This window comes from Photorhabdus caribbeanensis, from assembly GCF_018448885.1.
Lineage (GTDB): Bacteria > Pseudomonadota > Gammaproteobacteria > Enterobacterales > Enterobacteriaceae > Photorhabdus > Photorhabdus caribbeanensis.
The window spans coordinates 16,079-42,674 of sequence record NZ_RCWB01000039.1; the positions used below are offsets into that span (position 1 = coordinate 16,079).

Consider the following 26,596-nt stretch of genomic DNA (forward strand, 5'->3'; position numbering starts at 1 on the left):
CACATGGATAGATTTAATGTGATTTTTGATATCGATGGAGTCATTGTTGACAGTGAACAACTGCACTTTGATGTTCTTTGTGATTTGGCTCCTGATTACACGCAGCATGTACAACCACAGCAACTTATTGGCCTGAGTCTGGAGGAGACGTTAGATTACATTGGGGTGCCAGCTCAGCAACAGAAAGAGATCACTGCCCAAATCGTCTCTGTTTACAAAGATAAACTATCTAAAAGTTACCTTCGTCCAGGGATTTCCAAGTTGATAACGGCCTTACAACAGCACTGTATCCCTTTTGGCTTTGTTTCTACTGCGCCGCGGGAAGTCTGTTTGGCGAATATTGGATTACTGGAGTTAAATGAAAGCCCGGCTTTAATCTCTGGTGACGATGTTGCGAGGACAAAACCTCATCCTGATCCCTATCTTGCTATGTTGAAATTGAAGTCTATGGATGTTCATCAGACATTAGTGATTGAAGATACCGATTTAGGGATTACAGCAGCAACGCAGGCAGGTATTCCCTATGTGTATGCCTGGCCCCATGCTTTATCGGTTGCGGAACAGTATCAACAGGCAACTCGTATTATTGGGGCGCTGACCGATATTCCACAATTTTCTAAAATTAATTTTGGGTAACTTAATGCCTTCCATTATTAGTCATAGTGGAGGGCATTTATTTATATAGAAGGAACATGAGTTGTCTGATCAAAATATTATCTCTTTGGTAAAACAACCCATTATGGCGACACGCGCCGCTTTTTTTATTGCTGGCTTTAGTCTTGCAAGTTGGGCTCCCCTTATTCCTTTAGCTAAAGAACGGCTACAACTTGATAATGGCGCTATGGGGCTGCTAATGTTGGCATTCGGTATTGGCTCTTTCATCATGATGCCAATAGCGGGCATGTTAGCCGCACGTTTCGGTTGCCGGAAAATTTTCACTTTATGTGCTTTGATCGTGTTAGTGATGTTGCCAGGGTTAAGTGTATTACCGACGCCGTTGACGTTAGCTTGCGTTTTATTTGTCTTTGGTGCGGGTATTGGGGCAATGGATGTTGTGGTTAATATCCACGCTGTCATGGTCGAGAAAATGGCTCAGCGGCCAATTATGTCTGGCTTTCACGCGTTATTTAGTTTAGGCGGGATCGCTGGTGCAGGATCGGTGAGTGCATTATTGTCTCTGGGAATATCGCCTCTCCAGGTGATGGTAATGGCGGTATTACTGATTATTTTACTGCTATTGCCGGTATGGAGTGGGTTATTGAACGAAGCCGAAGCGGGTAATACGCCGTTCTTTGCTGTGCCTCATGGGATCGTGATTTTATTGGGCTTTCTCTGTTTTGTTGCCTATATCATGGAAGGCGCAATGCTGGACTGGAGCGGTATATTATTGACCAGCGTACATAATATCAGTAGTCATCAGGCTGGTATCGGTTATACCCTGTTTGCTATTGCTATGACATCGGGTCGCTTTATGGGGGATAAAATCATTGCCTTTTATGGACACCGACGGGTTTTTATTAGCAGTGCTCTATTGGCTACTTCTGGATTTATCCTGATTTACTCAGCATCGACTGCAACGATGTTAGGGTTCTCTTTCCTGATGATAGGCGCAGGATTATCCAATATAGCGCCAATGCTTTTTACTGCCTCTGGTCAACAGAAAATTATGCCTGATTCACTGGCGGTTGCTGCGGTTTCTACTATGGGATATTCAGGGATTTTACTGGGACCTGCAATCATAGGTGGGTTAGCGCATATTGTGACATTACACGGCGCTTTTGCTTGTATTGCTTTACTCTCTATTTCCTTATTTGCAGGATATAAATTGATTAATTCGAGCGGAAGATAATAGAGGAAGTTCCTATGGGTTTGTCACAATATCATTGGCTTAATGAGCCATCTGATTGGCAATGCGGAAGTGATTGGCTTAATGTCACCACAGATCATAAGACCGACTTTTGGCAGCAAACATGGTATGGCTTTGAACGTCATAATGGCCATGTTTTTGGGCGTTATGTCGAGGATGATTTTACCTTTCAACTCTGTATTGAAGGCTGTTTTGAACATTTATACGATCAAGCGGGAGTCATGCTATTAGTCGATGAGAAACATTGGTTGAAAGGCGGAATAGAATATTCTGATGGTCATGCCACGATTGGTAGTGTGTTGACACGTCATCATTCTGATTGGTCTATGGGTGTATTTCCTGGTGATGCTAGTAAATTCTGGTTACGTTTGACTCGTGAAGAGGGGTATTTAAGACTGCAATATTCCACTGATGGTTTACGATGGCCATTGCTGAGGTTGTCTCCTTTTTTTGAAGATAAACAACCGATCTTTGTTGGTGCAATGTGTTGTTCTCCAGAACGGCACGGATTACAGGTGCGGTTTTCTGATTTTCAATTGACGCCGCCAATAAAAAAACCATTGCACGATTTAAGTTAGCCAGAATTGTTTTCGGAGAATTGTGCAGGTTTTAAAACACCCGGAGCAATGTGCTTCGGGTGTTATATATCAAGTCAGATGTTTAAACTCTTTCTAGAATAAAGCCCGTAAAGTCAGCAGTTGCCTCTTCTGGAAGTTCTATAAATTGGTCTTTCATCATGTATATACGTAAAAGTCCCTCTTCATCTGTATTTAATTCAACTGAACCGGTCGTAAAGTTGAAGCTATTTACAACAAATGATTCAGGGCCAAATGTGCGATTTTGTAAACCAAAATATGCTGGCAATGCTCTTTGTGGTATTTTTTTTATCGATAAGCGTGCTGTAGCTGTCAGTCTATATCTAGCGTTAGGTTCCAACCCTGTTATTATTTGATCAATGACACCAGAACTGGAATAGCTTTGGATGCTAAGAAAATTAACCCCATTCTCGGATAAAACTTCTACAGTTTCAGGGTTTGGGATTCTCCAGCCATGATACCCTTCATCAAATGAGCCATTAACCAGTTCTTTATTAGCGTTTTTTGTATCAGAATAATCTGCGCGGTTTAGCATTTTATTCATATCCATATATGAGTCCTTTTAAATGAATAACGATTGAATTTTATTTTTCTTAATAGTTTTTTCTGTAAGTACTTTAGCAATAATAGGGAAATATTCAATCGTGTTTTTTAATGGAAGATTAGGTTTGTGATAATTAGTGTGAGAATAAATGAGGCGAAGAAATTATTACGATGGGGATTTGTTTTTAAATAATTGAGCTATATTTCAGTTAAAATATTACTTTATAATTTTTTGGTTTTTTTCACTAATATTAAAATACCCAGAGCAGTGAACTCTGGGTATTTAAAATGTTAAAATATATCGAAGTTAAATACTTAGGCTTTCTCTAAAATAAAACCGGTAAAGTCAGCGGTTTCTCCGTCTGGTCGAGGGCCAACTTGGTCTTTCAATAAATAAACGCGTAAAAGGCCCTTTTGATCTGTACTTAATTCTACCGAGCCTGTTGTAAAATCGGTGCTGTTTACAGCAAAAGAGTTGGGGCCATCGGTATGGCTCTGTAAACCAAAATAAGCTGATGAGGCCCATTCTGCTGATACGCGAGCTGTACCTGTTAGTTTGTATTTAGTGTTAGGTTCTAATCCTTCGATAATTTGATCAATGACGCCAGAACCGGTAACGCTTTGGATTCTGATAAAGTGAACGCCATTTTCAGATAAGATTTCTACTGATTCAGGAGCTGGGATTCTCCAGCCGTTATATCCCTCTTCGAATGAGCCGTTAACCAGTTCTTTATGAGAGTTTTTCTTGTTATCAGAATAATCTTCATTATTCAGGATTTCTTGTACGTTCATATATTAGTCCTTTTTAAGTAGATAGAAGTAAATTTAATTTCTTTCAGCGCGTTGTTTTTCGGGGGGCACTTTATCAATAATGGGATAATACTCAATTGTATTTTTTATTGGTGGTGAGTTGTAATTTGTATAAATTAATACAAGAATAAATGAGTTATAAGCGCTTATCCTGATAGGAGTTTATGTAGGCTAATTTGTTGCTCGTGGTAGAGTTCATTGTTGCAGAAATGTTATGTTTAAATATTGGTCACATTGAGAAAAAAATAGAATGAATAATGAGGTAATATTCATGGCTGTAGTATTAAAACATAGTATTAAAGCATAGCATTAAAACATAGTATTGAAATAGAGTATTAAAACTACATTATTAAAACGCCCGGAGTAGTGAGCTTCGGGCATTAAGATGTCAAATGATATTAAAGCTAGCTCTATTAGGCTTTTTCGAAAATGAAACCAGTAAAATCAGCGGTGACTTCTGCTGGTGGAGTATCAATTCCCATTTCGGTTTTTGCCAGGAAAATGCGTAAATATCCTTCTGTATCTGTACTTAATGTTACAGAACCGGTGATAAAATCCGTGGAGTCTACAACAAAAGTGTTATGATTAAAGGTATCATTCTGTAAACCAAAAATAGCTGGGAAGTAGTCTTCTTGGTCCTTGGGTGTTGATACGCGTGCTTTACCCGTCAGTTTATATTTAGTGTTAGGTTCCAATCCTTCTATAATTTGAATAATATAACCGGAAACAGAGCCGCTTTGGATTCTAAGAAAGTTAATTCCATTCTCAGATAAGATTTTTACCGTTTCAGGGGACGGGATTATCCAGCCTTTATATCCTTCATCAAATGAACCATTAACCAGTTCTTTGTTAGAATTTTTCTTATCAGAATAATCTGCGTTATTCAGTATTGTCTTTAGACTCATATATTACTCCTTTCTAAAGTGATAATGATTAATTTAATTTTGCGTAAGCGTTTTATTGCTCGATGAGAACTTTATCAATAATAGGATAATGTTCAATCATATTTTTTATCGATGCAGAATTGTCATTTGTATAAATTAATAAGGAATAAATAAGGGGTAATACAGATATATACAGTAAATATAGTATTTTCTATTTATTCAATATAGGTATAAACTGGATTTTCATACTCTTATTTCCGTGAGGAATATACGTATAGGTCAGGAAAACAAACATGGGTAAAATGGCCTATTGTAAAAGGATATTAATGATTGAAATGGATTTTTAATGTTGGTTGGATTGGTAGAGATAAAATATTTAATTTTATATTAGAGTAGGTCTTTTGAATAGAAATTATTTTGCAGGTGATAATAATGATAGATAATATAATTAATGGAATTATTGTGTGATATATTTATGGTGTTCAATGGGTGTGGGAAATAAAAGGAGTGGATTTTAATCTGTGAATATTGCCGCTTTGTTTTCTTTCTGTAATTGGTGGGTTTTATAATCTGCAATTTTTTATTCTCATATTAATCTTGGTTTTATATTGCGAACATTATTATCAATTATATTACTGTCTGGTATTGATTCCAGACAGTTTTTATATTAAATCCTATTTCGTGTGGTTATTGCCTGTTGAGGGCTTTTACTTAAAATCGAGTTATTTGAGAGGAGATCGAATTAAATTATCGACCTAAATAGCCATCCCAATCTTTCCATACTGGTTGTAACCCGGCTTTAATTAATACTTCTGCAATCTGATAAACAGAACGATTATCATGCGGCATAAATTGTTCCAATTCTTCGTGACTACTCTCTGCGTAACCACCGGGTTGGGTTTTAGAACCTGCACTAACATTGTTGATTGCCAGTGGTATGACGTGATCGCGGAAGAATGGGGATTCACGAGTAGAAATAGAAAGCTCAACATCTGGCGCAAATAGACGAAAAGCACAAATCAGTTGTACCAGTTCCGCTTCACTCATCAGCGATGCAGGCTCAATGCCTCCAGCACAAGGTCGTAAACGAGGGAATGAAATGGAGTAACGGCTCTGCCAATATGTGCGTTGCAGAAAGAATAAATGCTCCGCCACCATATAGCAGTCCGTCCGCCAATGACTAGAAAGGCCAATTAGTGCTCCTAAACCGATTTTGTCGATTTTTGCCCGACCAAGGCGATCGGGTGTTTCTAATCGCCAGTGAAAATCCCGTTTCTTACCCCGTAGATGATGCAACAGGTAAGTTGGCTCATGATAGGTTTCCTGATAAACCATCACACCATCTAGCCCCAGCGTTTTTAATTCTGAGTACTCTTCCTGTGTCATAGGCTGGACTTCCATCATGATTGAGCTGAAATATTCTCGGATAAGTGGCAGATAGCGGCGGAAATAATCCATACCGACCTTGCCCTGATGTTCTCCGGCGACTAATAACAGATTGTCGAAGCCCAGTGCTTTAATCGCCTGACATTCGGCAATAATTTCATCTTTATTCAGTGTCTTGCGTTTGATGCGGTTACTCATTGAGAACCCGCAATAGGTGCAGTCATTGGCACACAAATTGGAGAGATAAAGCGGTACATAAAAACCAACGGTGTTACCGAAACGTTGACGAGTCAGTTGTTGTGCCCGTTGTGCCAGTGGTTCGATATAGGGCTTCGCTGCTGGAGAGAGCAAGGCCATGAAATCGTCCAGATTTAATTTGTTGCTGCTTAATGCCTGTTCAACATCCTGCGCGGTTTTGCTATTAATGCGAAGGGTAATATCATCCCAGTCTAACTGCTGCCAGCGGTAACTAAAACTACCGCTCATAAGATGATGAATCATCAAAATGCCCCTAGAAAATCGGTCAGTGGACTGGATGCAACAGCATGTTGTTTTGGACTTGCCAAACCAGCTTGATAAGATAATTCACCCGCTTCAATCGCTACTTTAAAGGCTTGGGCCATTTTTATTGGATTACGGGCAACGGCAATTGCGGTGTTGACTAATACAGCATCCGCACCCAATTCAATCGCTGCCAATGCATGGCTTGGCGCGCCGATGCCGGCATCAATGACCACCGGCACTTGTGCTTGCTCGATAATAATTTGCAGGAAATCTCGGGTTAGCAGCCCTTGATTAGAGCCGATTGGTGCGCCTAAAGGCATGACCGCCGCACAACCCACTTCTTCCAGACGTTTACACAAAACGGGATCAGCACTGCAATATGGCAGCACGACAAACCCTTCTTTGACCAACATTTCAGCGCCTTTGAGTGTTTCAACCGGATCAGGCAACAAGTATTTCACATCCGGGTGGATCTCCAGCTTGATCCAGTTGGTTGCCAGTGCTTCACGGGCCAGACGGGCGGCAAATAGGGCCTCTTCTGCGGTTTTGGCCCCGGAAGTATTTGGCAGCAATTTGACGCCAAGTTTTTGCAATGGCGCCAAAATTGCGTCGTTACCGTTCTGCAAATCAATGCGTTTCATTGCCATCGTGACAAGCTGGCTGCCGGAAGCGGCTATAGCCTGAGTCATTAAATTTGCATTGGCGAATTTGCCTGTACCGGTAAATAGACGGGAATGAAAAGTCGTATCAGCAATTTTTAACATATCAACCTCCAGCAATAGCCTGAAACAAAAGGATATTGTCTCCATTATTGATCTGATGCGTATTCCACTCTGAACGCGGAATAATGGTTTGATTAATAGCCAGTGCCATTCCCGGTTGTGTTTGTTCAAGTTGTTCTAGCAATTGCTGTATAGCCAGAGGAGCCATAAGCTCCATCGGCTGGTCGTTTACCGTAATTTTCATGCAATATCTCTGCAAATCGGGCATTGTTGCGACGGGTTAAGTTGTAGTGTGCTCCAGCTTTGCTGTTTACCATCAAACAGTCGGAGTTTGCCGCTTAACGGAGAGGGAAGCCCGGTTAACATTTTGATGGCTTCCAATGCCTGTAATGTGCCGATGATACCGACTACCGGACCTAATACACCCGCGGTCCGGCAGTTCCGTAGCGGCTCTTCCTGTTCAGGGTAGAGACAGCTATAGCAGCCATGAAGGTAAGGGGGTTCAAATACCATAAGTTGGCCGCTAAAACCGACAGCACTGCCGCTAATTAATGGCTTTCGCGTTGCCACACAAGCGGCATTGATAGCGTGGCGGGTTGTCATGTTGTCACTGCAATCGAGAACCAGATCGACTTGCTTCATGATGGTTGTCAGAGATTCCAGGTTCTGACGTTGATTAAGGATCATTGTTTTTATCAATGGATTCAATGCATTGAGTTGATTGGCCGCAAGTTCCGCTTTTGCGGCAGGGATCTCTTCGGTGCGGTAAAGTATTTGCCGTTGTAAATTGGAGATGTGCAATTGGTCATCATCAGCAAGGTAAATTGTTCCTACACCTGCCCCGGCTAGATAGAGGGAAGCGGGAGCGCCTAGCCCTCCCAGTCCGACAATCAGGACGCGGCTGGATTTCAGTTTTTCCTGCCCTTCTGGGCCAATATCTTCGAGTAACAGTTGTCGGCTGTAACGCATAAATTCTTGATCATTCAACATAAGAACCTCTCTATCCCTTCAACTCAATGCCTTCAACCAGATGAAGCAGCTGTGCGGTGGCCTGGCGCCAATCCTTTGCTTTGGTAATGGCGCTCACCAGCGCCACACTGCCGACTCCGGTTGCAATGACATCCGGTACGCGTTCAAGAGAGATGCCTCCGATGGCGACAGTGGGATAGTCTGGTGTGCTTTCTACTTGGCGTTTCAGTGCTGCCAGCCCTTGTGGGGAAGATGGCATCTCTTTGGTCGTGGTTGGGAAAATATGGCCGAGAGCGATATAAGACGGACGCAGAGATTTGGCCCGTGCCAGCTCTTGTTCATCGTGGGTAGAGATTCCTAACCGCAATCCCGTTTTTTGGATGGCGTTCAAATCAGCGATAACTAAATCTTCCTGCCCTAGATGAACACCATAAGCGCCGTGCTTTATTGCCAGTCGCCAGTAATCGTTAATAAACAAACGAGCGTTATATTGGCGGCCGAACATAATGGCTTGTTGAATCTCTTCTTCCACCTGATCTTCTGGCAGATCTTTAATTCTCAACTGAATTGTGGTGACGCCTGCTTTTAACAAACGGGAAATCCACGCTAGCGAATCCACGACTGGATACAGGCCCAATTTATATTCGGTTGGAGCAAATGGCGCGTTAGGCAGATTGTTCATGAGATACATCCTCTACGCTGTGATACAACTCGCTGCCGTGGGCGCGGAATGCTTCAGACATCTGTTCCATACCCGCGGCGTAATCGCGTACTTCCTGAGAAATCTTCATAGAGCAGAATTTAGGTCCGCACATAGAACAGAAATGGGCAATTTTGCCGGAGGCTTGTGGCAGAGTTTCATCGTGATAGGCGCGGGCAGTATCGGGATCGAGCGCCAGATTAAACTGATCTTCCCAGCGGAATTCAAAACGTGCTTTGGACATGGCGTTATCACGGATTTGTGCGCCGGGATGGCCTTTGGCGAGATCGGCGGCGTGAGCCGCAATTTTGTAGGTAACTAGCCCTTGTTTGACATCATCTTTGTTCGGCAAGCCGAGATGCTCTTTTGGCGTCACATAACAGAGCATGGCGCAGCCAAACCAACCAATCATGGCCGCACCGATACCGGAAGTGAAATGGTCATAACCGGGGGCAATATCTGTTGTCAGTGGACCGAGAGTATAGAAAGGGGCTTCATGACAATGTTCCAATTCTTCCGTCATATTGCGGCGGATCATCTGCATAGGAATATGCCCGGGGCCTTCGATCATCACCTGAACATCATATTCCCAGGCAATTTTGGTCAATTCGCCTAATGTGTGCAGTTCTGCAAACTGCGCTTCATCATTAGCATCCTGAATGGAACCGGGGCGTAAACCGTCTCCTAATGATAGGGAAACATCATAAGCGGCGCAGATTTCACAAATTTCACGGAAATGTTGGTAAAGGAAGTTTTCTTGATGATGAGATAGACACCATTTCGCCATAATTGAACCACCACGGGAGACAATCCCGGTGAGGCGTTTGGCGGTCATTGGTACATAGCGTAGTAATACACCGGCATGAATGGTGAAGTAATCTACCCCTTGTTCCGCTTGTTCCAGCAAGGTATCACGGAACATTTCCCAGGTCAGATTTTCCGCGACGCCATTGACTTTCTCCAGTGCTTGATAAATAGGAACTGTACCGATAGGAACCGGGCTGTTACGTAAGATCCATTCGCGGGTTTCGTGGATATAACGGCCAGTGGAGAGATCCATTACCGTATCTGCGCCCCAACGAGTAGACCAGATTAACTTTTCTACTTCTTCCTCAATAGAAGAGGTGACGGAAGAGTTACCGATATTAGCGTTAACCTTCACCAGAAAATTGCGACCAATAATCATCGGTTCTGATTCAGGGTGATTAATATTGGCAGGAATAATCGCCCGACCGGCTGCGACTTCCTGACGGACAAATTCTGGGGTGATATTTTCCGGCAACTGAGCGCCAAAACTTTGTCCGGGATGTTGTTGGCGTAACACATCACCGCGGATACGTTCGCGTCCCATATTTTCCCGTAGTGCGATAAATTCCATTTCCGGTGTGATGATGCCTTTACGGGCATAGTGCAATTGAGTAACGCATTTGCCGATACGGGCTTTTAATGGATGAGGGCGATGATTAAAACGTAAATGATCGAGACCGGCATCCGCCAGGCGTTGCTGAGTGAAATCGGAGCCGAGAGTGGCAACAGGTTCAGTATCTTGGCGTTCATCGATCCACGGTTGGCGTAGTTTGGTCAATCCAACGTGTACATCCAGTTTGGCATCAGGATCGCCATAAGCGCCGGAAGTATCATAAACCGGAATGGCTTCGTTTTCTTCATACTGAGGTTCTTGTTTGGTGCCGCCAATTAACGTGGGCGATAACTGAATTTCGCGCATTGGGACCTGAATATCTTCGCGTGAGCCTTGAAGATAAATTCGTCGTGAATTTGGGAATGTCACGCCTTGAATAGAGTTAATAAATTCTTGAGCGGCATCGCGTTGTGCTTTACGTGGACGTGCCGGGGTGGGTTTGGGTGAAATATCAGTTGCAGGGATAATAGTGTTATGAGACATAGCAAATTCCTAACTGTGTTATTGGGAAAGTTGCTTGTCTGGAGCTCGCAGGGAGTAATAGTTGATGGCTGGACAGGCCCGTAAAAAATTGGGTGGGCTGACAGCGCTTGATTACTCTTGTTCCCTTCGCAGGTATTAACCCGATCAGGTTCCGCGGATCCCGAATTAACGGTCTCAGCCTGTGTATGCTGCGATAAAACAGCTTACGCTAGGCACTCCGACAAGAAAGTAAGCAGTAGTATAGAAGGGATTATGAAAACTACAACCCTTACTGATTGAAAGTATTTATAATGACCAGATTAATTGTTTCCAGCTATGTTGTTGTGCTTCGGTTTGTCAATGGGTATTGATGGTAATCAAAAAATTATTGTGTGATAACTGCCTCATTTTATAGATTACTTAGTGGATAAATAATAAATATTTTCTATGCTAAATATTTTCTATGCTAAATATTGTTTAGCTAAACGTTATTTTTTCGATGATAATTTATTGAGGAAATAGGTTATGAAAAACTTTGACTCTTCTAAAGTAGTTAAAATTAAATCACCATTGTCTGGTTGGGCTGTCAATGACAAAAACGATGATTAATTTATGATCATTCCCCTTCGTATTTTGTACGAAGGGGAATAATATGGAGCTTGAAGATGAATATCGCTACGACATGTTATCCGCATAAACAATTCCGCTCTGATTTCGAATTACAGATCCGTAATTCACTTGAATATTTAATTGAAATAACCGAGTCTGACTTTAAAGTTCCTGATGGATTTTTCATAAAATGGGATTTATGTGCTTCTCATTATTTGGCTATCGATGCAGCCGAAAAGGATAACAGGGAATTATGTATTAATTACATTCGGAATGCTATAGAAAAATGCCAGGATTATACAGAAAAGCCAGAGCTATCTATTAAAGCTTTGGATTATTTTATAGAGTCTGTGTTTGATATGAACATGCTTTTTAAAATATTGGAGCAGGATGATAAAGGAGTCAGGGTTGGATACCGATTTGCACATGAAGTAAAAGATGATATAGAGAAGATACAAGAAGCACTGGAATTATTGAAAACCTATGATGAAAATACCTATCTTGAATGTGTATGTTTTATTGATACAATATATCTTACAGGAAAAACAGAAGGGAATTATATCAGGTCAGGCTGCAACTTTAATATGTGGGGGATGATCCTACTTTATAGTGCGGATGAAAATAGTGTACCTTACTATATTGAGCATATCGTTCATGAATGTGCACATCATGCACTAAATATTATTAATGCTCAAGATTATCTTGTTTTGAATGATCCTGAAGAACGTTATCAAGCTCCATTTCGTGAAGATGGTAGACCCATGATTGGCATATTTCATGCCTATTTTGTACTTAACCGGATTTGTCAAACTTTATATAAAATATCTAATATATACTCTGGGATTTATGAAGAAGAAATTAGATCACGATTTAATACTGCATTGAAAAAATTCTTTGATACAAAAGAGATAATAGATAATCATGCAGAATTGACAGAAATCGGGCATGCTATCGCAGATAGTATCAGTGAAGAAATGAATAGGATTATTCCCAGTGAAGTTAAATGATGATTTTTGGAAAATACGATCTTCGGAAGCATTATATATTTTGAGTTCACGAATAATTGTAGCTCTGGTCACTTTAAGTCTTATTAAGAGTAACCAGCTAATATTGTCTTCGTATTTTCTTTTTGTTTATTTTCTTTCAAGAACGATCTCAGGTCTCGCTCTGTCACACCTTTTTGACCAGCTTGATAAGAAAAAAATTCTTGTTGTACTCAATCTTATATTTATTTTTTTAACAATATATTACCTTTATAACATTAGTTACGGTGGGGAAATATATTTTTTCTTCATCATTAGTATTATACTTGGCTTAATTGATGCTCTTTATTCTCCTGTTGTGAATGCTTATATCCCGTTTATTGTCAGTAAACATGAACTTGATGAAGCATATCGTAAGACATTTTTGTTGCAGGCGTCTCTTAATGTGTTTGGCATCGGTTTGGGAATGGCAGGATATGAAGTTATAGGGATAATTAATATGACATGGACGTTATGCGGATTAATTTTCCTATCCATATGCATTCTATATGGAGTAAAAAATCGGGGGACAGGGATTTTGCAGAAGAAGGAAGATAATCCATCTTCTGCACTTAACAGTATGAGGCTTTTCTTTCGTTATCGTTTTGAGCCATATTGGGCACTTTCATCCCTGTTAGTGAATATGATTCTGGTTCCATTTTCTTCTCTTGTTATTCCATATTTTGTAGAGTCAGTAAAACATTCAAGTGCTATTGTGATCGGAATAATAGAAGCGAGCGCTGCGATTGGTGCAATCTGTTCTTCAGTATTTTTCCAATCCTATTTTGAAAAAATATACGGTAAAGCTCGTACCGTTATTTGCTCGTTTTTCATGATAGGATTATGTCTGGTTGGTTTATCTTTGTTTATCAGTCATATAATCTGGTGCCTTTTGGCTTTTCTGATCGGAGTATCTGTTGTGCTGAATAATGTCAGCATAGAATCTAGTCGTTCCATCGCTATACCGGAAAGACATAGAGTAAAAATACAGACAGTTCATACCGCTTTTATTGGATTGGGGAATCCTTTCGGATTCATTCTTTTCTCTATGATAATAGAAAAATGGAGTTATTCTGTTGTACTTCTTATTGGTGGTTTTCTAATATGTGTTGTTTCTCTATTACTGAAATATATCCCTATGTTTGATGATTTGCTTAGTAAAGATAAAGAAGAAATAGACTCTATTTATGATAAAAATTATGGTGATTTATGAGCATATTGACAGAAATTAAAAAATTTTACCAAATTGATAAAGACAAGGTATATGATCGTCATCATTCGTCGCACTTGGTTAATACTGCAAAATTGTTAAATAAATATGGTTGTGAAGAAGTAGCATGTAATGCAGGAATGTTACATTCAATATATGATGAAAATTCAATATATAATAATTCTGGTGTGAGTTATAAAGATAGGGAACATATACAACAAATTGTTGGAAAGGATGTTGAGCTACTTGTTTATTATTATGGGCGAGTTCATTATGCAAAAAGTTATGATAATATATCAAAGAGTGGTAATGTTGTAACACTAAGAGTTCAGACTGAAGATATTTCTATTCCTGAAGATATATTCTCTAATTTGGTTAACGTCATTGTCGCTGACATACTTGAACAGATAATATGGTGTGTAGAAAAGAAAGGCATTTTTACATACCAAGATGCAAGGGAACACCTTAAGAAACTATTTCCGATATTATCTTATTGTTGTCACGGTATACAAATTGATTTTAATAGGTTTTGGAGTTTATCATGCAGAGCATAAATTCTATTCATTCAGAGATGGCTATTTTGCATAATAAATATATTATTGGTGTGATATCTCCCGATGATTTTTTCTTAACATTCAGCCAACTTGAGAGAAAATTAGCGGATTGCGTTATTCACACTCCAAATTGGGCGGAATTTGCCAAAGATATTTATATTGGGCATAGAGTATATAACAGTAATGTTAATGTTTTTACTGAAATTAAAGATCTTAAAAATATTCTTAGATCTTTAACTGATAAATTATTGTCTGATATTAGTGGCCTGCATTTTATATCTACAGATAAGCACCATCTTAAATCATTTTTTTCCGATTGCAATAATATAGATAATCTACATAGAGCATATGAAGTTAAACACTCGATTAATGATGTGAATAAGGAGGTTTTAAATAAAATTTTTCATCTTATAGATGAAATGATTGGAGCAAGAAATTATTTCGTGCAAAGACTAGGGTATAAAAATTTTGCTTCATATAAATGTAATTATCTTTTCAATAAGGATATTGAGAATATTAAGAACACATTGGAAATCTATTATCATAAACTTATAAATTCACTAAAAACTCTTTGTAATCATTTTGGAATTGATGTAAAACAGTTCACTGATCCTGCTACATTCCGTATGTACCAGAAAAATCTGGTAAATAGACTATCGTTGCCATGTTTTAATTTTCACTTGCTTGAAATACTTAGATTAATTTTTTCTTACTTAAATAAACATAGCCAGGCTCATTTTAGTATTGAATGTGAGTCAACAAATCGGTATATCATCCGTGTATCAACTCATAATGAGCGTTCATTTTGTTTTGTCATACAAGCATGTCAGATACAAGGTACAGTGACAGCGATATCTTGTGACAAGATTTTTGATAGCTCTGTATCAGTAACTTATCTCAAATCTGCTTTATTTCATCAACCATTGGGAATAGCTGAAATAAAAACGGTGATTCATGAAATTGGCCATCTGATTAGTATTGGTATGGCTAGCATTAATGGAGGTCTTTATCACAGTGATTTCCGTTCAACTATTGAAATACCAAGTCAGTTATCCGAACATATTTTTTTAATGAACTGGTTTGCAATACAGCTATGAATGAATCACAGAAAATGGTTTTTGATAACTTTATTTGTATGGATATTCTTGATGAGATGCGTCAGATAGAATTCGCGTTTATCGATCTTTATCTCCACAGTGGTATAGCTATACTCGACCTTATGCCAGAGAAATTGATAAACGGTTCTCCGTGTTTCTTCAATTATTCCAATATATTAACTAAGCCTGTTTATCTTGAGCATATCATTTCAGGTGGGAGAGAAGGAGCATACAGCTTGTATCCTCTGAACAATATAGTGGCACATTCCTTGTCTGCTACTATATCACCAACCTGCTTTTTGGATTACTTCATGAATGCAGAGATGCTGAATGACACAATACATTCAATAATTGTCTAATTAAAATAATGCGGCAAAACAGCTTACGCTAGGCACTCCGACAAGAAAGTAAACAGTAGTTATAGAAGGGATTCTGAAAACTACAACCTTTACTGATTGAAAGTATTTACAGTGACTAGATTAATTGTTTCCAGCCATGTTGCTGGTTGTTTTGTGATCAATTTCTCATGTTTATTAATTTTTTAGTGAACAAATGGAAAAAATTCCTTATGTTAAATAATGCTTGGCTAAGCGTTAATTTTTTAATTATAACTTGTTAAGGAAATAAGGCGTGAAAAACTTTGATTCATCTAAAGTGGTTAAAATTAAATTACCATTGTCGGGTTGGGCTGTTTTATGAAAATGGCTGACCAATGATCGGCATATTTCATGCCTATTTTGTACTTAACTATATTTGTCAAATTTTATATAAAATGTCTAATATATATTTCGATATTTATGAGGAAGAAATTAGATTACGATTTAATACTGCATTGAAAAAATTTTTGGATACAAAAGAGATAATAGATCATCTGGCTGTAATTCAGTCCAAATTTTTTCGATCTGAACATCCAGGATTAGCGGAAATATAAGTAATCGATATTTTGATGAGGGGGAGTTATTATATGAATACAAGTTAAAAACTCATTTAAATGAATGGATTTCATAAAGTGGTTGTTGTAAATATAATATTTGATCGTTTTTTCTTTTCTGATGTTTTATTCTTTAGGCTCTTCTATTAATGCATTCGATAAAGATTTGCCTGAGGAAATCTGAGACAATGTTTTTTGTAACTTGGTAGAAATACTATACCTTGACAATGAGTGGTAATGACTAACTGATAAAGACAGAGAAACAGATTGTGGCAAAGAAAAAAAAACGGCCTCACCATGATTCGTTATTTAAGCATTTTTTAACGCAGCCTGAAACGGCCAAAGAGTTTTTATCCCTTTATCTGCCCGAAGAGGTTCAGTTGTTGTGTGATTTAGCCACATTGAAACTGGAGTCCGGCAGTTTTGTGGACCGGCATTTACGTCAACTGCACAGTGATGTGCTGTACTCGGTTGAAACGGCTCGGGGGCAGGGCTATGTCTATTGTCTGATTGAACATCAGTCCACTCCTGACCCGTTGATGGCCTGGCGGTTGATGGGTTATGCCATGTCAGCTATGACGGCGCACCTGAAAAAAGGCCATACTGAACTCCCTTTGGTGGTGCCTTTGCTGTTTTATCATGGTGAGGTTCGTCCTTATCCTTACTCAAACCGGTGGCTGGATTGTTTTACGTTCCCTGAACAGGCTGCCCGCTTGTACTGCCAGGCGTTTCCGTTGGTGGACGTCAGTGTACTCAGCGATGAAGAAATCCTGACGCATAAAGGGGTTGCCCTGATGGAACTGGTGCAAAAACATATCCGCTGCCGGGATATACTGGAATGGGTCCCCCAATTGGTGGAACTCTTGAATGCAGGGTATAATACAGCCGAACAGCGCAATGTGGTGTTATACTATATTTTACTGAATGGACATACGCTGGATCTCTCACAATTTGTCCATCAACTGATTGAACAATCTCCGGAGCATGAAACGATGTTGATGACTATTGCAGAACAGCTTGAACAAAAAGGGCTTGAGCGAGGTATTGAGCGAGGCCGAGAGGAAGGTATTGAACTAGGCCGGGAGAAAGGTATTGAACTAGGCCGAGAGGAAGGCATTGAACTAGGCCGAGAGAAAGGTAAAGTGGAAACGGCTCGCGCCTTATTACGGCATGGCGTCAACCTGGATATTATTATCACCAGTACCGGACTGAGCCGGGATAAAATTGAAGCGTTAAAGCATTAAATTAATCTTCTTCTTTCACAGCAAAATGCCGATATTCAAGATCGGCATTTTTGTTCTCATTTATAGGGAGCGAAATGACACCTTAAGAGCATGGGGAACACGATTAGGTGGGTTGTTTGCGGAAACAAAATGACTTGTTCTGTTTCGTCAAGACCTCAATTTTATTGCAATATTCTTCCCCCAACAATTGGGTTGCCTGTTGAGAGATGACGGGTATAGATGGGATTATGGAAACCATAAACCCATTACTGATTGAAAATATTTACAGTGACCAGATTAATTGTTTCCAACCATGTTGTTGTGCTTCGGCTTTTAAACCGGCATCGGCATTGACTGTAATTACTTCGTCGGCAAACTGACACATTGGGAGATCATTAATTGAATCGCTGTAAAAGCGGATAATTTCAGGATAACTATTTTGCTGTTCCAGCCACTGTTTTATCCGTTTTACTTTACCTTCACGGAAAGTCGCAATACCGTCTATTTGACCGGTATAACAGCCATTTTCCATTACCATATCAATGCCCAGTGCTGTGTGAATACCCAATTCGGTAGCAATCTTTTTTACAATAAAAGAGACAGTAGCTGAGATAATAATGATTGGAATTTGTTGCTGTTGATACTCTGTAATTAGGGCTTTGGCTTGTGGGTAAAATCGTGGTCTAATTTTTTCGTTAACAAATTCAGTCAACCAAAGATCAACTTGCTCTTGTGGAACTTGATGCAGTGTTTGCAGGCTAAATGCCAGATAACCACTCATATCCAGTGAGCCTGAGCCGTAATCAGCCATCATTTTTTTATCTGCTTCGATAAAACTTGGATCAGTAATGATGCCTTTTTCCCACAAAAATTCTGTCCATATAGCACTGGAATCACCGGAGATTAAAGTGTCATCCAGATCAAACATGGCAAGTAGTTGTGACATGGTGTTGTGCTCCTCAAGTCTAACGTATATTGATAGTTGAGAATAATGCCGATTACTGTCAAAGCGAGCAATACGATCTTGATAAGAGTAATAAAGCAGGCTTTTTTGATTAAAAAGCGTATGATTTATACAGATATTAAAATTAAGATGTCATAGTGATGATGATGCAACGACAAATTACAGATACAGAACGTGGCTGGTGGGTTATCAGCGATGAAAATCGTATTTGGCTCCCTAAAGGCGAATTACCTTTTGGAATGGCAATTCAATGGTCACTGCAAGGAAAAATAGCTTTGCCTATCGGCGAGTGGCAAGGTGAGAAAGTTTGGCTTATTCGTCAGAAAATGGCTGCAAATATGGTTTCCTTACGGCAAATTATTGCAAGTGATCGTGGCTTGTTTCAATTAGCTGGCCGGGGAGTGCAATTGGCGGAGTTTTATCGCTCTCACCAATATTGTGGTTATTGCGGTAGTGAAATGCACCATAGCGTCAGTGAATGGGCTTGTCTGTGTCATCACTGCCATGAACGTTATTATCCGCAGATTGCACCTTGTATTATTGTCGGTATTCGTCGGGATGATCATATTTTGCTGGCTCAACATCAGCATCATCGTGGAGATGTGTATACAGTACTGGCGGGATTTGTTGAAGTCGGTGAGACACTCGAAGAAGCTGTCGTTCGCGAAGTGATGGAAGAGAGTAATATTAAAATTCGTAATTTACGTTATGTGGCTTCCCAGCCGTGGCCTTTCCCTCATTCATTGATGATGGCATTTCTGGCTGATTATGATAGTGGGGAGATCCGTCATGATCCGAAAGAGCTGATTAGTGCGGATTGGTATCACTATGAGCAACTGCCATTGATTCCACCACACAATACTATTGCTCGTCGGTTGATTGAAGATACGATTGTTCTGTGCCGAAATGTGTAATGTACAGTTTGTCGCAATTCAACGGGAGAGATCTACCTGTCATGTTACAATGACGCCTAATCAATTGTAGTCAGATTATATTGCGGCCAATAAAATAGATGGAGCCTGCCATGAATGTGCTGAAAAACGACCGTTATTTGCGAGCTTTATTACGTCAACCCGTTGATGTTACACCTGTTTGGATGATGCGCCAGGCTGGCCGCTATTTACCTGAGTATCAAGCTACTCGTGCTGAAGCCGGTGATTTTATTTCTTTGTGTAAAAACACTGAGCTCGCTTGTGAAGTCACTTTACAACCTTTGCGGCGTTATCCGCTGGATGCGGCAATTCTCTTCTCTGATATTCTCACCATTCCTGATGCTATGGGACTGGGACTCTATTTTGAAGCAGGTGAAGGCCCACGTTTTAAATTTCCTGTTTCCAGCCGTGCTGATGTGGAAAAATTGCCGGTGCCTGATCCAGAAATGGGGCTGGGTTATGTGATGGACGCAGTGCGTGCGATTCGTAAGGCGCTGGCGGGGCAGGTTCCTTTGATTGGCTTTTCCGGTAGTCCGTGGACACTGGCGACTTATATGGTCGAGGGTGGCAGCAGCAAGGCATTCACTAAAATCAAAAAAATGATGTATGTCGAACCTGCCATAATGCACTTGCTGTTGGATAAGCTGGCAGACAGCGTTATTCTTTATCTCAATGCTCAAATTAAAGCTGGCGCTCAATCTGTGATGATTTTCGACACCTGGGGGGGCGTCCTGACGGGGCGGGATTATCGGGAATTTTCCCTGCATTATATGCACAAAATTGTTGATGGTCTGATCCGTGAAAATGAAGGACGTCGTGTGCCGGTGACACTGTTTACTAAAGGTGGTGGACAATGGCTGGAAGCAATGGCTGAAACCGGTTGTGATGCGCTTGGTCTGGACTGGACGACAGATATTGCCGATGCGCGCCGTCGTGTGGGGAATAAAGTCGCTTTGCAGGGTAACATGGACCCATCCATGTTATACGCCTCTCCAAAGCGGATTGAACAGGAAGTTTCGACAATTTTGCAAGGTTTTGGCGCGGGTGCTGGCCATGTCTTTAACCTTGGTCATGGTATCCATCAGGATGTACTGCCGGAACACGCTGGTGTATTTGTGGAAGCGGTACATAAACTTTCAGCTAAATATCATCAGTAAGAATATGGTTAATACGAAAGCGTTACGTCAGGAACAAGTAGAAAAGGCTCAACAGGTTATCCGTTATGATGATTTTTCCCTGCCTAAATTGATCGCTGGTGCTGATGTGGGCTTCGAACAGCAGGGGGCGATTACTCGTGCAGCAATAGCGGTTCTCTCTTATCCTACTCTTGAATTGGTGGAGTATCAGATAGCCCGAATTGAAACTACATTGCCTTATATTCCCGGTTTACTCTCTTTCCGTGAATACCCTGCATTAATAGCTGCCTGGCAGTTGTTGAAACATAAACCTGATCTGGTGATGGTGGACGGTCATGGCATTGCTCATCCACGTCGTTTAGGTGTTGCCAGCCATTTTGGTTTATTAGCTAATGTACCCACGATTGGTGTGGCAAAACGTCGTTTATGTGGTGAAAGCGAACCATTGGGAGAACAGCCCGGCAGTTGCCAACCTTTGATTGATAAAGAGGAGCAAATTGGTTGGGTGTGGCGAAGTAAAAAACGTTGTAATCCGTTGTATATTTCTACAGGGCATCGAATCAGTCTTGATAGTGCATTGTTATGGGTGGAACGTTGTATGAAAGGTTATCGTCTGCCTGAAACAACCCGCTGGGCAGATGGCGTAGCCTCAAATAGGGTGTTTTTTGAACAAATGATACAGAAAAATCCTTAAATTCGGTGTAAGCATGTGGATATTCTTGAATTTCAGGTAAACTGCGGAGCAAATTGTGCATAATGAGTAAAAACTAATGTTACGAAACCCGATACATTTACGGCTGGAAAAACTTGAAAGCTGGCAGCATTTGACCTTTATGGCAAGTCTGTGCGAACGGATGTATCCAAATTACCAGATGTTCTGTTGCCAGACCGCGTTTGCAGAACCAGCTCTTTACCGCCGTATTCTGGATTTGGTGTGGGAAATATTAGTTGTAAAAGATGCCAAAGTGAATTTTGATAATCAGCTGGAAAAGTTGGAACAAGTTATTCCCTCAGCGGATGATTACGATATTTACGGTGTGTACCCGGCCATTGATGCATGTATTGCATTAGGGGAAACTATTCATGCTCGTCTGAGTGGTGAAACATTGGAGCATGCAATTGCAGTGAGTGAGATTTCAATTCGCACCGTTGCTATGCTTGAAATGACCCAGGCCGGGAAAGAAATGACCGATGAAGAATTGAAAATGTTACCTGCTATTGAACAAGAGTGGGATATCCAATGGGAAATTTATCGCTTATTGGTTAGCTGCGAAGAGCGGGATATTGAGTTGATTAAAGGATTGAAAGCTGACCTCCGGGAGTCAGGAACGAGCAACATTGGCATAAATTTAACGCAGTAAAGTGAAAAAACGTGATTTAATGCTTTAAATGCCATGTTCAAAGGCTTCACTTTTGCCCCCACTCTGTTCTACATTTGGGGGGTGAAAAGAAGTGGCTATCGGTGCGTGTATGCAGGGGTGCTGTCATTCGGCATATCCGTCGCACTCGATGCTTTGCAAACGATAAACACACTGTAAGGATAATCTATGAATAAGACTGAATTAGTTGATGCAATCGCAGAAAGCACAGACCTGACTAAAGCTCAGGCAAAAGCTGCTCTGGAATCAACTTTGAATGCAATCACCGAATCCCTGAAAGCGGGTGATTCAGTACAACTGGTAGGTTTTGGTACTTTCAAAGTTAACCACCGCGCAGAGCGTACTGGTCGTAACCCGCAAACCGGTAAAGAAATTACCATCGCGGCTGCAAACGTACCTGCTTTCTCTGCTGGTAAGGCGCTGAAAGACGCAGTGAAATAATTTCGTTGCAAAAAAGAAAAAATAGAAGGGGTATTATTTATCCCCTTTTGTTGGTTCGTCAGGGGCTGATGACACTAGGATTCGTCTTCGCGCTCAGCGCCTGTACCAATCAACCTAAAGAACCTTCTTTCAGCGCAAGTGGCTTCATTGCAGATGACGGCGTTGTCCGCTTGTGGCGTCTCAATGATCAGGATAGTAAACCTCGGGTGCTGATGAGTGTTTACAGCCCCTACCGTAATGACAATACCGTCGTGACTTTTTATGAATATAAGCAGGGCGATTTGCGCCAAATTCGTCGTGAAATTTTGAATGATAAAAATCCACTGTCTGAACAGCTTCGTTTGGATAAATCCGGTGATGTGATTTTTATGCAAAAACAGTCGAAAACGCGGCGTGAGCTACTTTCCAGCGATGATATTGTTCGTATGCAGTTTGACGCTAAACGGACGCTTGAATTAAGTGATGCGTTGATCGCAGGAAATGTACGTTTGATGCAAGGGCACTGGAATAACGGTAAAGTCACTACCTGTGCAGGTGAAACGATTTCTGTTGAGTTTGAACCTTACGCAAGGACATGGCTTGAACAGCGCGAAAAAAACAGCTACGGCCAATTAACCATTGCCTGGTTGGAAGCGCCTGCTGGCCGCGAATTATTGTTGGTAGCCAATAATGACTTTTGTCGTTGGGAACCGACGAAGGACAGCCTCTGACCTTCGTCAGTTTTATGATTACTTCAATCGGTTAATTGCCCGATATCCGATATCCTTACGGTAAAAACAGCTATTCCATTCAATCGCTTTTGCTTGTTGGTAAGCATTTTTCTGTGCATCTATAATGGTTTCCCCCAATGCTGTAGCACACAGAACACGTCCGCCGGCGGTAACAACATCATGGCCTTGCATTGCAGTACCTGCATGGAAAACTTTGCTACTTTCATTTTCTTGTTGGGGCAAGCCATGAATAATATCCCCTTTGTGATAATCAGCAGGATACCCACCGGCAGCCAGTACTACACCCAGAGCAGGGCGTTCATCCCAATGAGAAGTTTTACCTGCAAGCTCTCCTTTTGCTCCAGCTAGACAGAGTTCAACCAGATCAGAACGCATACGCATCATGATGGGTTGCGTTTCTGGATCACCAAAGCGACAGTTAAATTCAATGACTTTTGGTTCGCCATTTTCGTTGATCATCAAGCCGGCATAAAGAAACCCCGTATAGACATGCCCCTCAGCAGCCATACCATTAACGGTAGGGTAAATAATCTCTTCCATAATGCGCTGGTGGATTTCATCGGTGACGACCGGAGCGGGAGAGTAGGCTCCCATACCGCCGGTATTTGGGCCTGTGTCGCCGTCGCCTATGCGTTTATGATCCTGACTGGTTGCCATTGGAATAACATTCTTGCCATCGACCATAACGATAAAACTAGCTTCTTCACCTGTTAAAAACTCTTCAATAACAATACGATGGCCTGCATCACCAAACGCATTTCCTGCTAGCATATCTTTTATGGCGGATTGAGCCTCTTCCTGTGTCATCGCAACAATCACACCTTTACCCGCGGCCAGTCCGTCAGCTTTTATAACAATAGGGACGCCGACTTTATCCAGGTAGGCAAGAGCCGGTTCGATTTCTGTAAAATTTTGATAAGCCGCAGTTGGGATTTGATGGCGTGCCAGAAAATCTTTGGTAAATGCTTTTGAACCTTCTAGTTGAGCGGCAGCCTGAGTTGGGCCAAAAATAGTTAACCCGGCTTTTTGGAATGCATCGACAATACCCATTACCAATGGCGCTTCAGGGCCAACGATAGTCAGCCCAATATCATGGCTTTGCGCAAATACCAACAAACCGTTGATATCTGTCGCCGAGATGTCAATATTTTCGAGATTGCTTTCTAGAGCAGTTCCTGCATTTCCTGGCGCGACATAAATTTTATCAGCTAAAGGAGATTGAGCTGCTTTCCATGCCAGAGCATGTTCACGTCCACCGCTACCAACAATTAAAATATTCATCAGATTAACTCCTGCTATTGATTAGTGGCGAAAATGGCGCATACCGGTGAAAATCATAGCAATACCGTGTTCATCAGCCGCGGCAATCACTTCGTCGTCACGGATTGAACCGCCAGGTTGGATAATGCAACTCACGCCGACAGCCGCAGCAGCATCAATGCCGTCGCGGAATGGGAAAAATGCGTCAGACGCCATTGCGCATCCCTGAACTTCTAAGCCTTCATCGGCTGCTTTGATCCCAGCAATTTTTGCGGAATAGACACGGCTCATTTGGCCTGCGCCAATACCGATGGTCATATCATTTTTTGCGTAAACAATAGCATTGGATTTGACAAACTTAGCAACCTTCCAGCAGAACAGAGCATCTTTCATTTCTTGCTCAGTGGGTTGACGTTTGGAAACTACACGTAAGTTAGTTGCTGCTACCATCCCAAGATCGCGATCTTGTACCAGCAGGCCACCGTTAACTCGTTTAAAATCAAGGCCAGAAGTTCGGGTTTCCCATTCACCACATACCAGAACGCGGACATTTTGCTTGGTAGCTAGCACCGGTAGTGCATCTTTATTTACTGATGGGGCAATAATTACCTCAACGAATTGACGGTCGATAATGGCTTGTGCAGTTTTAATATCAAGTTCGCGGTTGAAAGCAATAATACCGCCGAAAGCGGAGGTTGGATCTGTTTTGAATGCGCGATCATAAGCTTCGTGGATATCTTTCCCAATGGCTACACCGCATGGGTTAGCGTGCTTAACAATAACGCATGCGGACTCTGTGAATTCTTTAACGCATTCCAAGGCTGCATCTGTATCTGCAATGTTATTATAGGAAAGCGCTTTACCTTGTAACTGAGTTGCAGTAGCAATAGATGATTCAGAGAGATTCTCTTCTATATAGAAAGCAGCATCCTGATGACTGTTCTCACCGTAGCGCATATCTTGCTTTTTAATAAAATTTAAATTCAGAGTTCGGGGGAAACGTCCTGACGGCTGAGTAGTGTCGCCATGATAAGAAGGAACCAGCTTGCCAAAATAGTTAGCAATCATGCTGTCATAAGCAGCAGTGTGTTCAAAAGCTTTAATGGCTAAATCGAAGCGAGTCGATTGTGTTAATGACCCCTGATTGTTGTCCATCTCTTCAATGATTTTTTCATAATCATGACTATTAACCACAATTGCGACATCTTTATGGTTCTTAGCCGCAGAACGAACCATAGTTGGGCCGCCGATATCAATGTTTTCAACAGCATCTGCTAGAGTGCAATCGGGTTTAGCGACGGTCTGAGCGAATGGATATAGATTCACAACCACCATATCAATCGGTGAGATTTGGTGTTGCTCCATGATTTCATCATCTTGTCCTCGGCGGCCAAGGATTCCGCCATGTACTTTAGGATGCAACGTCTTAACACGGCCATCCATCATTTCAGGAAAGCCGGTGTAATCTGAAACTTCAGTAACCTTTAGATCTGATTCAGCGAGTAAACGAGCTGTGCCACCAGTGGAAAGCAATTCGACACCGCGTTGAGATAAGGCTTTGGCAAATTCAACAACCCCTGATTTATCGGAAACGCTAAGCAGGGCACGACGGATTGGACGAAGCTGTTGCATGGATTTGATCCCTTGGATTTTGTAAGGCAGTAACATGTTATTGGGAAGAACCCACTATACCCGTTATCTTTCAAGTTGCCTCTTTGTTGGCTGCACTCACCCTGGTCACATAGTTCGCTATGCTCCCAGGGATTCGTTCCCTTGCCGTCGCGACACATCTTGAAATCCATAAGGTATATATCAGGACATAAAAAATGGGCACTGCAATAACATTTCAATATAGTCAGATAAAATCGTTTGATGATTTTAACCACCAGATTGTAACGAAAACGTTTGCGTGATGCTCGATAAATTTTCATCCAACTAGCCATTTGTGGATAAATCTGTTAGTAAGTAGGTAAAAAATAGAGTTTTGCTGTGGAATTAATCAAGCGATCAATTTTTTTTAAAATAACTATTGCCAGCACCGAAGAATTCCCTATAATGCGCCACCACTGACCGACACAACGCTGATAAACATTGTGAGGTCAGGCAGGGAAAGCGGCAATAAGCGCTTGACTCTGCGGGCGAAAAGCGTAGTATACGCAGCCCGGCTGAACGAGAATATGAAATTTTAATTCAGCCTGCTCTTTAACAATTAATCAGACAATCTGTGTGGGCACTCACAAGACC

26 protein-coding genes and 1 riboswitch are annotated in these 26,596 nt (G+C 41.2%); of the genes, 14 read left to right on the plus strand and 12 right to left on the minus strand.

The window, feature by feature from the left end; translation table 11 throughout:
* Positions 1–3: 3 nt before the first annotated feature.
* From EAE90_RS19670 to EAE90_RS19680, 3 genes are all read left to right on the plus strand, one after another.
* Positions 4–636 carry an HAD family hydrolase gene (locus EAE90_RS19670; RefSeq protein WP_036781076.1) on the plus strand — a complete coding sequence of 211 codons (633 nt, stop codon included), beginning with the start codon at positions 4–6 and terminating at the stop codon, positions 634–636.
* Between the two features lie 61 nt (positions 637–697).
* Positions 698–1,849 carry an MFS transporter gene (locus EAE90_RS19675; protein WP_214054921.1) on the plus strand — a complete coding sequence of 384 codons (1,152 nt, stop codon included), beginning with the start codon at positions 698–700 and terminating at the stop codon, positions 1,847–1,849.
* 14 nt (positions 1,850–1,863) lie between these two features.
* A complete protein-coding gene (locus EAE90_RS19680) occupies positions 1,864–2,445 on the plus strand; it encodes a DUF1349 domain-containing protein (RefSeq protein ID WP_214054922.1) in 582 nt (193 codons plus the stop codon).
* Between the two features lie 82 nt (positions 2,446–2,527).
* Here EAE90_RS19680 and EAE90_RS19685 read toward each other — a convergent pair whose 3' ends face one another.
* The 9 genes from EAE90_RS19685 to thiC all read right to left on the minus strand — a co-directional run bounded on the left by EAE90_RS19685 (position 2,528) and on the right by thiC (position 10,884).
* Complete coding sequence (locus EAE90_RS19685; RefSeq protein ID WP_214054923.1) at positions 2,528–3,013, minus strand: carbohydrate binding domain-containing protein; 486 nt, start codon at positions 3,011–3,013, stop codon at positions 2,528–2,530.
* Between the two features lie 308 nt (positions 3,014–3,321).
* A complete protein-coding gene (locus EAE90_RS19690; RefSeq protein ID WP_036781084.1) occupies positions 3,322–3,798 on the minus strand; it encodes a carbohydrate binding domain-containing protein in 477 nt (158 codons plus the stop codon).
* A 431-nt stretch (positions 3,799–4,229) separates the two neighbouring features.
* The gene (locus EAE90_RS19695; protein ID WP_214054924.1) at positions 4,230–4,721 is read right to left on the minus strand and encodes a carbohydrate binding domain-containing protein; all 492 of its coding nucleotides are present in this window, start codon (positions 4,719–4,721) and stop codon (positions 4,230–4,232) included.
* 726 nt (positions 4,722–5,447) lie between these two features.
* Positions 5,448–6,572, minus strand: a complete 1,125-nt coding sequence (thiH, locus tag EAE90_RS19700) for a 2-iminoacetate synthase ThiH (RefSeq protein ID WP_214054941.1) — start codon at positions 6,570–6,572, stop codon at positions 5,448–5,450.
* A gap of 14 nt (positions 6,573–6,586) precedes the next feature.
* Positions 6,587–7,354 carry a thiazole synthase gene (locus EAE90_RS19705; RefSeq protein WP_214054925.1) on the minus strand — a complete coding sequence of 256 codons (768 nt, stop codon included), beginning with the start codon at positions 7,352–7,354 and terminating at the stop codon, positions 6,587–6,589.
* Position 7,355: 1 nt separating this feature from the next.
* A complete protein-coding gene (thiS, locus tag EAE90_RS19710; RefSeq protein WP_214054926.1) occupies positions 7,356–7,556 on the minus strand; it encodes a sulfur carrier protein ThiS in 201 nt (66 codons plus the stop codon).
* The gene (locus EAE90_RS19715) at positions 7,553–8,302 is read right to left on the minus strand and encodes a HesA/MoeB/ThiF family protein (RefSeq protein ID WP_214054927.1); all 750 of its coding nucleotides are present in this window, start codon (positions 8,300–8,302) and stop codon (positions 7,553–7,555) included. Before EAE90_RS19715 ends, thiS begins: the two co-directional genes overlap by 4 nt.
* Before the next feature lie 10 nt (positions 8,303–8,312).
* Positions 8,313–8,963, minus strand: a complete 651-nt coding sequence (thiE, locus tag EAE90_RS19720; RefSeq protein ID WP_214054928.1) for a thiamine phosphate synthase — start codon at positions 8,961–8,963, stop codon at positions 8,313–8,315.
* Positions 8,947–10,884 carry a phosphomethylpyrimidine synthase ThiC gene (thiC, locus tag EAE90_RS19725; protein WP_214054929.1) on the minus strand — a complete coding sequence of 646 codons (1,938 nt, stop codon included), beginning with the start codon at positions 10,882–10,884 and terminating at the stop codon, positions 8,947–8,949. Before thiC ends, thiE begins: the two co-directional genes overlap by 17 nt.
* Before the next feature lie 104 nt (positions 10,885–10,988).
* Positions 10,989–11,114, minus strand: a riboswitch (TPP riboswitch).
* A 414-nt stretch (positions 11,115–11,528) separates the two neighbouring features.
* Between thiC and EAE90_RS19730 the strand changes: the two genes are divergently transcribed.
* The 5 genes from EAE90_RS19730 (at position 11,529) to EAE90_RS19750 (ending at position 17,530) form a co-directional block, all read left to right on the plus strand.
* Entirely contained in the window at positions 11,529–12,479 is a 951-nt protein-coding gene (locus EAE90_RS19730; RefSeq protein ID WP_054481614.1) for an aKG-HExxH-type peptide beta-hydroxylase, read from the plus strand.
* The gene (locus EAE90_RS19735; protein ID WP_214054930.1) at positions 12,466–13,707 is read left to right on the plus strand and encodes an MFS transporter; all 1,242 of its coding nucleotides are present in this window, start codon (positions 12,466–12,468) and stop codon (positions 13,705–13,707) included. The genes EAE90_RS19730 and EAE90_RS19735 overlap by 14 nt, the downstream gene beginning before the upstream one ends.
* Entirely contained in the window at positions 13,704–14,258 is a 555-nt protein-coding gene (locus tag EAE90_RS19740; protein ID WP_214054931.1) for a DUF6817 domain-containing protein, read from the plus strand. The genes EAE90_RS19735 and EAE90_RS19740 overlap by 4 nt, the downstream gene beginning before the upstream one ends.
* Positions 14,246–15,355 carry a hypothetical protein gene (locus EAE90_RS19745; RefSeq protein WP_214054932.1) on the plus strand — a complete coding sequence of 370 codons (1,110 nt, stop codon included), beginning with the start codon at positions 14,246–14,248 and terminating at the stop codon, positions 15,353–15,355. The genes EAE90_RS19740 and EAE90_RS19745 overlap by 13 nt, the downstream gene beginning before the upstream one ends.
* 1,200 nt (positions 15,356–16,555) lie before the next feature.
* The gene (locus EAE90_RS19750; RefSeq protein ID WP_214054933.1) at positions 16,556–17,530 is read left to right on the plus strand and encodes an Rpn family recombination-promoting nuclease/putative transposase; all 975 of its coding nucleotides are present in this window, start codon (positions 16,556–16,558) and stop codon (positions 17,528–17,530) included.
* 262 nt (positions 17,531–17,792) lie between these two features.
* On the opposite strand, the gene EAE90_RS19755 is transcribed toward EAE90_RS19750, so the two are convergent.
* On the minus strand, positions 17,793–18,455 hold the full coding sequence (locus tag EAE90_RS19755; RefSeq protein ID WP_214054934.1) for an HAD family hydrolase: 663 nt from the start codon (positions 18,453–18,455) through the stop codon (positions 17,793–17,795).
* A 164-nt stretch (positions 18,456–18,619) separates the two neighbouring features.
* Here EAE90_RS19755 and nudC point away from each other — a divergent pair, with 164 nt between their 5' ends.
* From nudC to EAE90_RS19785, 6 genes are all read left to right on the plus strand, one after another.
* Complete coding sequence (gene nudC / locus EAE90_RS19760) at positions 18,620–19,387, plus strand: NAD(+) diphosphatase (protein WP_214054942.1); 768 nt, start codon at positions 18,620–18,622, stop codon at positions 19,385–19,387.
* Between the two features lie 110 nt (positions 19,388–19,497).
* Positions 19,498–20,562, plus strand: a complete 1,065-nt coding sequence (gene hemE / locus EAE90_RS19765; RefSeq protein WP_214054935.1) for a uroporphyrinogen decarboxylase — start codon at positions 19,498–19,500, stop codon at positions 20,560–20,562.
* 4 nt (positions 20,563–20,566) lie between these two features.
* Complete coding sequence (gene nfi, locus EAE90_RS19770; RefSeq protein ID WP_214054936.1) at positions 20,567–21,235, plus strand: deoxyribonuclease V; 669 nt, start codon at positions 20,567–20,569, stop codon at positions 21,233–21,235.
* 76 nt (positions 21,236–21,311) lie between these two features.
* Positions 21,312–21,902, plus strand: coding sequence for a YjaG family protein (locus EAE90_RS19775; protein ID WP_214054937.1), 591 nt, complete (start codon positions 21,312–21,314; stop codon positions 21,900–21,902).
* 186 nt (positions 21,903–22,088) lie between these two features.
* Positions 22,089–22,361, plus strand: coding sequence for a nucleoid-associated protein HU-alpha (hupA, locus tag EAE90_RS19780; protein ID WP_012776594.1), 273 nt, complete (start codon positions 22,089–22,091; stop codon positions 22,359–22,361).
* A gap of 68 nt (positions 22,362–22,429) precedes the next feature.
* Positions 22,430–23,071 carry a DUF1481 domain-containing protein gene (locus tag EAE90_RS19785; protein WP_246550984.1) on the plus strand — a complete coding sequence of 214 codons (642 nt, stop codon included), beginning with the start codon at positions 22,430–22,432 and terminating at the stop codon, positions 23,069–23,071.
* An 18-nt stretch (positions 23,072–23,089) separates the two neighbouring features.
* Here the strand turns inward: EAE90_RS19785 and purD are convergent, their stop codons facing one another.
* On the minus strand, positions 23,090–24,373 hold the full coding sequence (gene purD / locus EAE90_RS19790) for a phosphoribosylamine--glycine ligase (protein ID WP_214054939.1): 1,284 nt from the start codon (positions 24,371–24,373) through the stop codon (positions 23,090–23,092).
* Positions 24,374–24,394: 21 nt separating this feature from the next.
* The gene (gene purH / locus EAE90_RS19795) at positions 24,395–25,984 is read right to left on the minus strand and encodes a bifunctional phosphoribosylaminoimidazolecarboxamide formyltransferase/IMP cyclohydrolase (protein WP_214054940.1); all 1,590 of its coding nucleotides are present in this window, start codon (positions 25,982–25,984) and stop codon (positions 24,395–24,397) included.
* Positions 25,985–26,596: the final 612 nt, after the last annotated feature.

Coding starts and splice junctions, on each gene's coding strand:
- EAE90_RS19670 (WP_036781076.1), top strand. CDS start 4: ATGGATAGATTTAATGTGATTTTTGATATCGATGGAGTCATTGTTGAC.
- EAE90_RS19680 (WP_214054922.1), top strand. CDS start 1,864: ATGGGTTTGTCACAATATCATTGGCTTAATGAGCCATCTGATTGGCAA.
- EAE90_RS19685 (WP_214054923.1), bottom strand. CDS start 3,013: ATGGATATGAATAAAATGCTAAACCGCGCAGATTATTCTGATACAAAA.
- EAE90_RS19690 (WP_036781084.1), bottom strand. CDS start 3,798: ATGAACGTACAAGAAATCCTGAATAATGAAGATTATTCTGATAACAAG.
- EAE90_RS19695 (WP_214054924.1), bottom strand. CDS start 4,721: ATGAGTCTAAAGACAATACTGAATAACGCAGATTATTCTGATAAGAAA.
- thiH (WP_214054941.1), bottom strand. CDS start 6,572: ATGAGCGGTAGTTTTAGTTACCGCTGGCAGCAGTTAGACTGGGATGAT.
- EAE90_RS19705 (WP_214054925.1), bottom strand. CDS start 7,354: ATGTTAAAAATTGCTGATACGACTTTTCATTCCCGTCTATTTACCGGT.
- thiS (WP_214054926.1), bottom strand. CDS start 7,556: ATGAAAATTACGGTAAACGACCAGCCGATGGAGCTTATGGCTCCTCTG.
- EAE90_RS19715 (WP_214054927.1), bottom strand. CDS start 8,302: ATGTTGAATGATCAAGAATTTATGCGTTACAGCCGACAACTGTTACTC.
- thiE (WP_214054928.1), bottom strand. CDS start 8,963: ATGAACAATCTGCCTAACGCGCCATTTGCTCCAACCGAATATAAATTG.
- thiC (WP_214054929.1), bottom strand. CDS start 10,884: ATGTCTCATAACACTATTATCCCTGCAACTGATATTTCACCCAAACCC.
- EAE90_RS19730 (WP_054481614.1), top strand. CDS start 11,529: ATGAATATCGCTACGACATGTTATCCGCATAAACAATTCCGCTCTGAT.
- EAE90_RS19740 (WP_214054931.1), top strand. CDS start 13,704: ATGAGCATATTGACAGAAATTAAAAAATTTTACCAAATTGATAAAGAC.
- EAE90_RS19745 (WP_214054932.1), top strand. CDS start 14,246: ATGCAGAGCATAAATTCTATTCATTCAGAGATGGCTATTTTGCATAAT.
- EAE90_RS19755 (WP_214054934.1), bottom strand. CDS start 18,455: ATGTCACAACTACTTGCCATGTTTGATCTGGATGACACTTTAATCTCC.
- nudC (WP_214054942.1), top strand. CDS start 18,620: ATGCAACGACAAATTACAGATACAGAACGTGGCTGGTGGGTTATCAGC.
- hemE (WP_214054935.1), top strand. CDS start 19,498: ATGAATGTGCTGAAAAACGACCGTTATTTGCGAGCTTTATTACGTCAA.
- nfi (WP_214054936.1), top strand. CDS start 20,567: ATGGTTAATACGAAAGCGTTACGTCAGGAACAAGTAGAAAAGGCTCAA.
- EAE90_RS19775 (WP_214054937.1), top strand. CDS start 21,312: ATGTTACGAAACCCGATACATTTACGGCTGGAAAAACTTGAAAGCTGG.
- hupA (WP_012776594.1), top strand. CDS start 22,089: ATGAATAAGACTGAATTAGTTGATGCAATCGCAGAAAGCACAGACCTG.
- EAE90_RS19785 (WP_246550984.1), top strand. CDS start 22,430: ATGACACTAGGATTCGTCTTCGCGCTCAGCGCCTGTACCAATCAACCT.
- purD (WP_214054939.1), bottom strand. CDS start 24,373: ATGAATATTTTAATTGTTGGTAGCGGTGGACGTGAACATGCTCTGGCA.
- purH (WP_214054940.1), bottom strand. CDS start 25,984: ATGCAACAGCTTCGTCCAATCCGTCGTGCCCTGCTTAGCGTTTCCGAT.